This window comes from Streptomyces jumonjinensis (assembly GCF_009600885.1).
GTDB classification, from domain to species: domain Bacteria; phylum Actinomycetota; class Actinomycetes; order Streptomycetales; family Streptomycetaceae; genus Streptomyces; species Streptomyces jumonjinensis.
The window spans coordinates 6,408-6,855 of record NZ_VCLA01000161.1 but is presented as its reverse complement, the minus strand read 5'-3'; the positions used below and the strand labels follow the sequence as shown (position 1 = coordinate 6,855).

At 68.5% G+C, this 448-nt stretch carries 1 protein-coding gene; it reads left to right on the top strand.

All coding sequences use genetic code 11. From position 1 onward, the window contains the following. Positions 1–448, top strand: a 448-nt coding sequence (locus tag FF041_RS39285; protein WP_228388559.1) for an AMP-binding protein, incomplete at both ends; no start/stop codon positions are given.

Genomic DNA, 448 nt, shown 5'->3' with positions numbered 1-448 from the left:
CTCCCTGCTGGGCGTCCTGGATCCCGAGTCGGTTCCTGGGGTGCGGAATTGGGTGTTGGGTGCGGAGCGGTTGAACGCGGATCTGGCGAGCCGTTGGTCGGGTCGGGCTCAGGTGTGGAATACGTACGGTCCGACCGAGGCGACGGTGATCACGACGGCCGTTCCGCTGGATCGTGGGATTCGGCCGGAGGATCTGCCGCCGTCGATCGGTGCCCCGATCGGGAACGCTCAGGTCTATGTCCTGGACGGTTTCCTTCAGCCGGTTCCGGTGGGCGTGACGGGTGAGCTGTATGTGGCGGGCGCGGGTCTGGCCCGCGGCTATGTCGGCCGACCGGACCTCACGGCCGAACGGTTCGTCGCGTGCCCGTACGGCGGTCGTATGTACCGGTCGGGTGACCTGGCCCGCTGGACGGCCGACGGGCAACTCCTCTTCGCGGGTCGCGCGGAT